This is a genomic window from Variovorax sp. 278MFTsu5.1 (assembly GCF_048305045.1).
In the GTDB taxonomy this organism is placed as follows: domain Bacteria; phylum Pseudomonadota; class Gammaproteobacteria; order Burkholderiales; family Burkholderiaceae_C; genus Variovorax; species Variovorax guangxiensis.
The window spans coordinates 3,027,701-3,036,923 of record NZ_CP157622.1 but is presented as its reverse complement, the minus strand read 5'-3'; the positions used below and the strand labels follow the sequence as shown (position 1 = coordinate 3,036,923).

General features: G+C 69.7%; 10 protein-coding genes. 5 read left to right on the top strand and 5 right to left on the bottom strand.

Annotation, left to right across the window (positions count from 1 at the left end):
• Window positions 1-322: 322 nt before the first annotated feature.
• Window positions 323-1,153, bottom strand: a complete 831-nt coding sequence (locus ABL844_RS14110; RefSeq protein WP_418131662.1) for a crotonase/enoyl-CoA hydratase family protein — start codon at window positions 1,151-1,153, stop codon at window positions 323-325.
• Between the two features lie 89 nt (window positions 1,154-1,242).
• On the opposite strand from ABL844_RS14110, the gene ABL844_RS14105 reads away from it, so the two are divergent.
• Entirely contained in the window at window positions 1,243-3,117 is a 1,875-nt protein-coding gene (locus ABL844_RS14105; RefSeq protein WP_418131661.1) for a PhoX family protein, read from the top strand.
• 33 nt (window positions 3,118-3,150) lie between these two features.
• Entirely contained in the window at window positions 3,151-3,549 is a 399-nt protein-coding gene (locus tag ABL844_RS14100; RefSeq protein WP_126018909.1) for a DUF488 domain-containing protein, read from the top strand.
• 6 nt (window positions 3,550-3,555) lie between these two features.
• On the opposite strand, the gene ABL844_RS14095 is transcribed toward ABL844_RS14100, so the two are convergent.
• Complete coding sequence (locus tag ABL844_RS14095; protein ID WP_418131660.1) at window positions 3,556-4,164, bottom strand: glutathione S-transferase; 609 nt, start codon at window positions 4,162-4,164, stop codon at window positions 3,556-3,558.
• Window positions 4,165-4,292: 128 nt separating this feature from the next.
• Here ABL844_RS14095 and ABL844_RS14090 point away from each other — a divergent pair, with 128 nt between their 5' ends.
• Window positions 4,293-4,751, top strand: a complete 459-nt coding sequence (locus tag ABL844_RS14090; protein WP_176668894.1) for an Lrp/AsnC family transcriptional regulator — start codon at window positions 4,293-4,295, stop codon at window positions 4,749-4,751.
• 17 nt (window positions 4,752-4,768) lie between these two features.
• Here the strand turns inward: ABL844_RS14090 and ABL844_RS14085 are convergent, their stop codons facing one another.
• Window positions 4,769-5,671 (bottom strand): SDR family oxidoreductase, encoded by a 903-nt coding sequence (locus tag ABL844_RS14085; protein ID WP_184638528.1) that lies wholly within the window; start codon window positions 5,669-5,671, stop codon window positions 4,769-4,771.
• Between the two features lie 141 nt (window positions 5,672-5,812).
• Here ABL844_RS14085 and ABL844_RS14080 point away from each other — a divergent pair, with 141 nt between their 5' ends.
• On the top strand, window positions 5,813-6,688 hold the full coding sequence (locus tag ABL844_RS14080) for a CoA transferase (protein ID WP_418120172.1): 876 nt from the start codon (window positions 5,813-5,815) through the stop codon (window positions 6,686-6,688).
• Window positions 6,689-6,703: 15 nt separating this feature from the next.
• Here ABL844_RS14080 and ABL844_RS14075 read toward each other — a convergent pair whose 3' ends face one another.
• Together ABL844_RS14075 and ABL844_RS14070 are read right to left on the bottom strand one after the other, a co-directional pair.
• Window positions 6,704-7,639 (bottom strand): hypothetical protein, encoded by a 936-nt coding sequence (locus ABL844_RS14075; RefSeq protein WP_369658442.1) that lies wholly within the window; start codon window positions 7,637-7,639, stop codon window positions 6,704-6,706.
• A gap of 38 nt (window positions 7,640-7,677) precedes the next feature.
• Window positions 7,678-8,595 carry a DMT family transporter gene (locus ABL844_RS14070; protein WP_418131659.1) on the bottom strand — a complete coding sequence of 306 codons (918 nt, stop codon included), beginning with the start codon at window positions 8,593-8,595 and terminating at the stop codon, window positions 7,678-7,680.
• Window positions 8,596-8,829: 234 nt separating this feature from the next.
• Between ABL844_RS14070 and ABL844_RS14065 the strand changes: the two genes are divergently transcribed.
• Complete coding sequence (locus ABL844_RS14065) at window positions 8,830-9,210, top strand: tautomerase family protein (protein WP_418131658.1); 381 nt, start codon at window positions 8,830-8,832, stop codon at window positions 9,208-9,210.
• The last annotated feature ends 13 nt before the right edge of the window (window positions 9,211-9,223 follow it).

Sequence of the window (9,223 nt, the reverse complement as noted above, 5' to 3'; positions counted from 1 at the left end):
CTGTCTGGAGCCATCCTCCGCAGGAGCTATCAGCGGAGGAGACGTGACCTTCTGCACACAAATTGTCTCCATCCGCATGGTTTTGCCCCATAAAACAACCACTTTATTCTTACATAAAGATACACCGAGTGGGATTTTTGATGTTTTCGGCTGTTCCGGCCCGAATTGAAGGGTCGGCCGAACAGAAGGCGCAGATGTAACCGCGCCCGCGCAAGACGGGGGATGCGAGGGTGCGCGAAGAACGGCGTTGGCGGGCTGGGGAATACCCGCCCGGCCGTTCACCTGGCAGCGATGGATTTCATGCGGGGCGCCCCGCCGGCCGTCAACCCGGCGCGCTGAAGCGCGGCGCGCGCCGCTCGATGTTGGCCTTCACGGCCTCGACCTGGTTCGGGCTTCCGATCAGCGCCTTCTGCTCCACCGACTCGGCCAGCAGCAGTTCGGCCGCGCTCTGCGAGAGCGATGCGTTCAGCAGCCGCTTGCCCGCGCGGATCGCGTCGGGGCTCTTGCCGGCGATCTCGTGCGCCATCTGCAGCGCCTCGGCCAGCGGGTCCGCGCTGACCCGGGTGGCGAAGCCCAGGCGCAGCGCCTCTTCGCCTGAGAAGATACGGCCGGTGAAGGTGAGTTCGCGCACCACGTCGCTGCGCGCGAGTTCGCGCATCAGCACCATGCCGGCCATGTCGGGCACCAGGCCCCACTTGATCTCCATCACCGAGAGCTTGGTGTCGGGCGCGACGATGCGGATGTCGGCCCCCAGCGCCACCTGCAGGCCGCCGCCGAAGGCCACGCCGTGCACTGCGGCAATCACCGGCACCGGCACCTCGCGCCAGACCATCGCGACCTGCTGCGCGGCATTCGAGATGCCGTGGGTGCGCCCCACCAGGTCGGCGCCGGCAGCGCCCTGGCCCAGCACGCCGGCACCCGCGTCCTGCTGTTGCATGCGCTCGAACGAGGCCATGTCGAGCCCCGCGCAGAAGGCCTTGCCGCGGCCGGAGATCACCACCGCCCGCACCGCCTCGTCGTCGCGCAGCGCCTCGCCGGCCTCGATGAGCGCATCGAACATCGCCGGATCGAGCGCGTTCATCTTGTCGGCGCGCGAGAGATGCAGTTCGACCACGCCGTCGGCGTGGCGGGTCCGTTCGATGCGGTCGGTCATTCGATGTCTCCTGGGCGGTTGCCGCGCCAGTATCGCCGGGCACGGGCTCAGGCGATGATGGCGGCTGTCGCCAACACAACACCGAAGCCATGCCCCTGGACCGCCGCCACTTTCTCATTCAATCGGGCTCCGCCGCCGCCGTGGTCGCGCTGTTCGGGCAGGGCTGCGCCTCGACACCAGCGCCTTCATCCCCAGGCCCCGGCGAGGCGCTGGGCTTCACCGGCGTGCCGGCGTCGCTGCGCGACGGCATCGTGGTGCCGCCCGAATACGAGTGGCAGCTGCTCTACCCCTGGGGCACGCCGACCGGCGTCGCGGGCCGCATGCCGCCCTTCGCACCCGACGCGAGCAACAGCGCCGACGACCAGGCGGTGCAGGCCGGCATGCACCACGACGGCATGCATTTCTTCGCGCTCGATGCGGCCGGCGAACGCGGCCTGCTGGTGATGAACCACGAGTACACCGACGAGCAGCTGCTGCACACCGACGGCGTCAAGGAATGGACCGCCGGCAAGGTCCGCAAGTCGCTGCACGCCATGGGCGTCTCGGTGATCGAGATCCGGCGCAGCGGCCAGGGCTGGCAGCAGGTGCTGCCCTCGCCCTTCGCGCGCCGCGTGCACGGCAACACGCCGATGCGCATCGCCGGCCCCGCCGCCGGCACGCCGCTGATGCGCACCGCGGCCGATCCGGCCGGCGACGCGGTCTTCGGCACCTTCGCCAACTGCGCGATGGGCGTCACGCCGTGGGGCACCTACCTCACCTGCGAGGAGAACTTCCACGGCTACTTCGGCGGCCCGAAGGACGCGGCCCGCAACGCCACGCCAGCCCAGCGCCGCTACGGCACGGTGGCCGGCTCGCAGTGGGTCGAATACTGGCGCTTCAACGAGCGCTTCGACCTCAACCGCCACCCGAACGAGCCGCACCGCTTCGGCTGGGTGGTCGAGATCGACCCCTTCGACCCCACGGCCACGCCCGTCAAGCGCACCGCGCTGGGCCGCAAGCGCCAGGAAAGCGCCACCTGCACCGTCGCGAAGGACGGCCGCCTCGTGGTCTACATGGGCGACGACTCGCGCTTCGAATACATCTACAAGTTCATCAGCCGCGACAAGGTGCGCCCCGGCACCGACGCTGCCGCGCGAGCGGCCAACCGCCACCTGCTCGACGAAGGCACGCTCTATGCCGCGCGCTACGACGCCGGCGGCCGCGGCCAGTGGCTCGAGCTCACGCACGGACGCGACGGCCTGGACGCGGCCAACGGCTTCGCCGACCAGGCGGAGGTGCTGATCCACGCGCGGCTGGCGGGCGACCATGTCGGCGCCACGAAGATGGACCGCCCCGAATGGATCGCCATCCATCCGCAAAGCGGCGAGGTCTACGTCACGCTCACCAACAACAGCCAGCGCGGCGACGCCGGCAAGCCCGCTCCCGATGCGGCCAACCCGCGTGCCAACAACCTCTTCGGCGGCATCCTGCGCTGGCGCGAGGACGCGGGCGATGCCGCCGCCACGGGCTTCGCCTGGGACCACTTCGCGCTGGCGGGCGACCCCGCGCAACCCGGCAGCGGCGCGCGCTACCCCTCGGCCAGCGCCGACGCCTTCGGCGCCCCCGATGGCCTGCACTTCGACCGCGGCGGCCTGCTCTGGATCCAGACCGACATGAGCGGCCAGGTGATCGGCAAGCCGCCCTACACCGCGCTGGGCAACAACCAGATGCTGTGCGCCGACCCGGCCTCGGGCCGCATCAAGCGCTTCCTGACGGGGCCCAACGGCTGCGAGATCACCGGCTGCGTGGTCACGCCCGACCGCCGCACGCTGTTCGTCAACATCCAGCATCCGGGCGAGGCGCGCGACGACGGCGACACAAAACCCAACAGCGCCTGGCCCGACGGCACCACGCCGGGCAGCGCCCGGCCGCGCTCGGCGACGCTGGCGATACGGCGGCGCGATGGCGGTATCGTCGGCACCTGAGACAAGCACCAGCAGAGAAAAGGGAAACCCACCATGAGCATCCGCATCGTCCGCCTCGGCACTCCCCGCGCTCCCGGCGAAGGCTTGCGCGTCGGCACCGTGCGCCGTCCGCCGCGCGGCGTTCCGAAGACCGAGTTCGCTTCGCAGGACTGGTACGACGTGTGGTATCCCAACCTCGCGCCCTCCGTCGAGGCGATGAAGCAGGCACAGGAAGCCCAGAAAGAGGAATCGCCCGCGCAGTGGAACGCCTTCGTGCGCAAGTTCAAGTCCGAGATGGCCGAGCCCGATGCGAGCCGCAGCCTCGACCTGCTGGCCGCGCTGTCGCACGGCGCATCACTCTCGGTGGGCTGCTACTGCGAGGAGGAGTCGCGATGCCACCGCTCGGTGCTGCGCAGCCTGCTCGCGGAGCGCGGCGCGAAGATCGTCGACTGATTCCGCTCAGACCATCGGCGCGCCGACGAAAACCGGCAGCCGCTCTGCCTGCGCGGAGTACGCAGCCAGCACAGGGAAGCCGGTCGGCGAAATCGCATCGGGCGTCAGCAACTGCGTGAACGCCCAGGCCACGGCCGTCGAGACGCCGGCCTGGGTCATCGTCTCTTCGCTGGCCGGCAGCGGCTCGGCAGCGATCTCGCGTTCGAGCGCCGAATACGCAGCGGCGAGCTGGCCCTGCACACGGTCCATCCACGGCTGGTGCAGCTTCTCGGCCGGACGCAGCTTGCGCTCGTAGACGATCTGCACAGTCTTCTCGCAGGCCGCGAGCGCGAGCCCCGCGAGGCGCAGCTCGCGCAGCCGCCGCGCCGGGTCTGCCGGCAGCAGGCTGCGCCCGCTGAGCGCCTGGGCGTAGTCGATGATCAGCGTCGAGTCCATCAGCACCGAGCCGTCGTCGCAGACCAGCGTGGGCGCCTTCACCACCGGGTTGATGGCGCTGAACTGCTCGAAGGTGCTGAAGACCGAGATCGAGCGGTGCTCGAAGGGAACGCCGAGCAGGCGCAGCGAGATGGCGGTGCGCCGCACGTAGGGTGAGTCGAGCATGCCGACGAGTTGCATTGGGTGTTCTCCTGAAAGACGGGCCTCACGATAGCGGCGCCGCCACGATCGTTGAATGGCAATCCATCGAAAATCGCGCTCGCGAACCGATCAAACATCGGCCGCGCCCCTCCCCACCGACCTCTTCCATGAACATCGACAAGAAAGACCGCCTGATCCTCGAAGCGCTGCAGACCGACGCGCGCCAGAGCCTGGCCGCCATCGGCAAGCGCATCGGCCTGTCGCAGCCGGCCATGAGCGAGCGGGTGCGCAAGCTCGAGGAAGCAGGCGTGATCGAGGGCTACGGCGCGCGCGTCAACCTGCGCGCGCTGGGCGTAGGGCTGCAGGCCATCATCCGCATCGACACCACGCATGCGGGCATCGCCAGGTACCTGAAGCTGTTCGAATCGATGCCCGAGGTGCTGAGCGCCGACCGCGTGACCGGCGAAGACTGCTTCTTCGTGCGCTGCGCGATCGCCGAGCCGGCCGACCTGGAGCGCGTGGTTGACGCGCTGGCGGTCGATGGTTCGGTGACGACTTCGCTGGTGCTGTCCAGTCCGGTGAACAAGCGGGTCACCGTGCACGCGGCCAGGCCGCCGAAGAAATAAGCAATAGACGGCCGCCTTCAGCGCTGCGCCTTGTCCTTCTGGTTCTGCGCCTCGATGCGTTCGCGCGCGGCCAGCCAGTCGGCGTCGCTCCACTGGCGCAGCTCGTAGAAGTTGCCGCCAGTGGCCAGCGCGTTGCCGCCGTCCATCATGATGCTCTGGCCGGTGAGCCAGTCGCATTGGCCCGGCGCCATCAGGAAGGAAGCGAGGTTCTGCAGCTCGCTCATGCGGCCGGTGCGCGCCATCGGGTTGTTCTGCTTGCTGCGCGCGCCGGGCTCCTCGCCGGGGTTCAGGCGCTTGCTCATGCCTTCCGTCGGAATCTCGCCGGGCCCGACGGCGTTCAGGCGGATGCCGTGGCGCGCCCATTCGACCGCGAGCGACTTGGTCATGACCTCGATGCCGGCCTTGCTCATGGCCGAGGGCACCACGTACGGGCTGCCGTTGTCGACCCAGGTGACGATGATGCTCATCACGCTGCGGAAGGCATCGCCGGGCTTCCATTCGCCCGACTTGGCCTGCGCCACCCAGCGCTTGCCCACCGCCTGCGTCACGTAGAAGCTGCCGTGGAACACGATGTTGGCGATGGCGTCGAAGGCGCGCGGCGAGAGGGCCTCGGTGGGCGAGACGAAGTTGCCCGCCGCGTTGTTCACCAGCCCCGTGAGGCCGCCGCTCTGGAACAGGCTCTCGACCATCTCGTCGACCTGCTGGGCGATGCGGATGTCCACGCCGAAGGTGTCGATGCGTCGCTGCGGAAACTGCTTGCGCCATTCGGCCGCGGTCTCCTCGCAGACCGACTGGCGCCGGCCGCAGATGGCCACGTCGGCGCCGAGGCTCAGGAAGCGCTCGGCCATTGCCCGGCCCAGGCCGGTGCCGCCGCCGGTCACCAGGATGCGCTGGCCGCTCATGAGGGAAGCTTCGAACATGATTCGTCTCCTTGGTCGATGAGAGGCGGCACGCGCCGCCACCGGCACATGCTACGCGTGCCGTGCTTTCGCGGCTTGCGTGAGGTGGCTCCGCCCCTCGGGCGAGAATGCGCGAAACGATTCTTCCGGAGACGACGACCGATGCCGAGCCCCGCCGACGATCAAGCCTTCGCACCGCTGGAGGGCGTTCGCGTCCTCAGCCTCGCGCTGAACCTGCCCGGGCCCGCCGCGCTGCTGCGCTGCCGCCGAATGGGTGCCACCTGCCTGAAGCTGGAGCCGCCGGGCGGCGATCCGATGGGGCTCTACAACCGCCCTGCCTACGCCGCGCTGCACGAGGGCATCGAGATCCGGACCCTCGACCTGAAGACCGAGGCCGGCCAGCAGCTGCTGCACGCCGAGCTTGCCTCCACCGACGTGCTGCTCACCTCGTTCCGCCCCTCGGCGCTCGCCAAGCTGAAGCTCGACTGGGCCGCGCTGCAGGCGCGCCATCCCTCGCTGTCGCAGGTGGCCATCGTCGGCGCGCCGGGCGAGCGCGCCGAGGAGCCGGGCCACGACCTGACCTACCTCGCCGAAAGCGGCCTCGTCACCGGCACCGAACTGCCGCCCACGCTCTACGCCGACATGGGCGGCGCCTTGCTCGCCAGCGAGGCGGTGCTCAAGGCCATGCTGCTGCGCTCGCGAAAGGCGGGCGGCGTGTACCTGGAGGTGGCACTGAACGCCTCGGCCGACTGGCTCGCCCTGCCGCGCACCTGGGGCCTGACGCAGCCTTCGGGCACGGTCGGCGGCGCGCACGCGGGCTACCGCGTCTATCCCTGCGCCGACGGCCGCGTGGCGGTGGCGGCGCTGGAGCCGCATTTCGCCGACCGGCTCTGCGAGGCCGCGCAGATCGCCTCGCGCGACATGCTGGCGCCGGCCACGCGCGAGGCGCTGGCGGCCTGGCTGCTGACGCGCACGCGCGCCGAACTCGAGGCCATGAGCCGCGAGCGCGACGTGCCGCTGCTCACGCTGGCCGACTGATCCGGCCGATCGGGCTCAGCGGGCGGCGCCGTCGCGCTGCCGGTCTTCGCGCTTGAGCGCGAGATACGTGTCCAGATCGATCTCGTGCAGCTGGCGCGGGTACTGCTCGGCACCCGCGAACCAGCGGCGCTGGCGGCGCTCGGCCTGGTCCGGCCCCGGCGCCGAGAGGTAGGCGTCGAGTGTCAGGAAGTAGCGCATCGCATTGCGCTCCACCAGCCCGCGCAGGCCGCGGATGTAGTCGGGCTGGCCCTCGGGCGTCTTGCCGACCACGGTGAAGCCCACCTTGTCGCTGCCGAAGGTCGCCAGATAGGCCATGGTGCCCAGCCGCACCATCGTGTTGTGGTCGTAGCTGTAGCTGAAGTGCAGGAAGCTCTTGCGCTCGTCGAGCGCCACGGCCTCGAGTGTCACGCGGTAGTTGCTGGTGCCCAGCGGGCCGCTTTCGGCGGAAAGCTCCACCAGCAGGTGATCGGGCGAATTGCCGCTGACCCGGTAGACGAAGGGCAGCTCGAAGGCCTGGTCGACAGGCTTGTCGTAGCGCCGCACCACATAGAGCGTGAGCATCTCGCTTCCCTGAGGGCCGCTGGCGACGCTGCAGCGCCGGTTGTTGACGTGCAGGGTCAGCACCTCGCACCAATGCGCGGAGCCTTTGAGTGCAGTGCTGATCTCGGCGAGCGGATGCTCGACGACGGCGTAGACGTCGCCCTGGAGGCCGTCCGCCGTCTCCATGGAATCGAGCTGCACGGGCCGGCCGAAGCTGCTGCGGTTCAGCTTGTCGCTCAGGCGCTGGTAGGTGGCGCGCAGCGCCTGGGCGGAAGAGTTCTCCGCCGGGGCCGCGAACGAAGACTGCATCGGGCAGGCCGCGAAAAGCAGCAGCGCCGCAGCAGCCAGGATGCGTGTCCATGGAGCCGGCGGGTGGGGCGAACTGCTCACGGTGCTCATGGTGCTGCTCATGGGGCCACACCATACAACGGACCGCCCCGCCCTCGCCTTCAGTCGGACTGCGCGGGCTTGCTGCGCCGCACCAGCAGCAGCATCGCGCCGGCCAGCAGCAAGGCCCCGGCCCACTGGCGCAGCGTCATCGCCTGCGAGAACAGTGCCGCCGCCAGCAAGGCGGCCACCAGCGGCTCGATCAGCGTGCCGACCACCGCCGCCGTCGGCGACAGGCGCCGCGCGCCCCAGGCGAAGGCCAGGTAGGCCACGGAGGTCGTCACCACGCCCGTGTAGCCCACGCCCAGCCATTGAGCGCCGCCGGACGGCCAGGTGATGCCCGAAGGCAGCGCCACGGCCAGCATGCAGAGCGCCGCGGCCGTCATCCCCCAGGCCGAGGCCGTGACGGCCGGCACCCGCGCCGGCATGCGCGCGTTGCCCAGCACCACCATCGCGTAGCAGAAAGCCGAGCCCAGCGACCAGGCGACGCCGGCCGCATGCTCCGGGGCCAGCGGGCCCCATCCTCCGGCGGGCATCACCAGCAGCAGCACGCCGGCCAGCGCGAGCAGCAGGCCGGCGATCAGCCTGCGGCCGAGGCGCTCATAGCCGCGCAGCACCGACACCAGCGTGACGATCACCGGCGCGCAGCAGATCGAGATGACGGTTGGCAGCGCCGCCCCCAGGTGCACGATGCCGGCGAACCAGCAGCTCACGTTGAGCGCCATTGCGGCGCCCGTGGCGAGCATCTGCGATCGCTCCCGGCTGCTCAGATCGGCCCAGCCGGCACCGGGCATCGCCGGCGCCCGCCAATGCAGCCACCACAGCAACGGCAGCCCGAGGGCGAAGCGCGCCAGCGACAGGCTCTGCGGCGCGATGCCGCCATCGATCAGGAATTGCGCCACCAGCGCACCACCGCCCCAGAGGGCGCCAGCCAGCAGCACGCCGCCCCAGGCCAGGGCGGCAGACGTTCTTGCGTTCATTGATGAAAGTTCTTTCTCCATGACGCCCCGCCATGGCCGGTCGCTTCAGGACCGGGGTTCAGGCAGCGGGCGTGACCATCCGAGCCGCCGGCCGGCCGAGGAGGCACGGGGCTGGCGGCAACCGCTTGGGTCTGAGCGCGAGGCGCGCTTCAGCAGCAGACGACGGACGGGGGAGAAAGATGGCGGACCATGTCGCGTATCTTATGCGTCCAAGACTTTTTCAAGGAACAGCACATGCCACTCGTGCGGATCGAGCTTTCCAGCGACAGCCCCGAAACCCTGGGCCCGGCCATCGGGGACCTCGTCTACCAGGCCATGCGGGACACCATCAACGTGCCGGAGCACGACAAGTTCCAGGTCATCACGCGGCATGCCCCGCACGAACTGGTGCATCCGGCGAGCTACTTCGGCGTGGCGTATTCGCCGGGCTTCGTGCTGATCCAGATCACGCTGAACCAGGGGCGCACCACCGAGATGAAGAAGGCCTTCTACAGGCGCGTGGCCGACGACCTGCACGGCCAGCTGGGCATCCGGCGCGAGGACGTGTTCATCAACCTTGTCGAGGTGGCGAAGGAGAACTGGTCCTTCGGCAACGGGGAGATGCAGTACGCATAGCGGCGAGAATCCC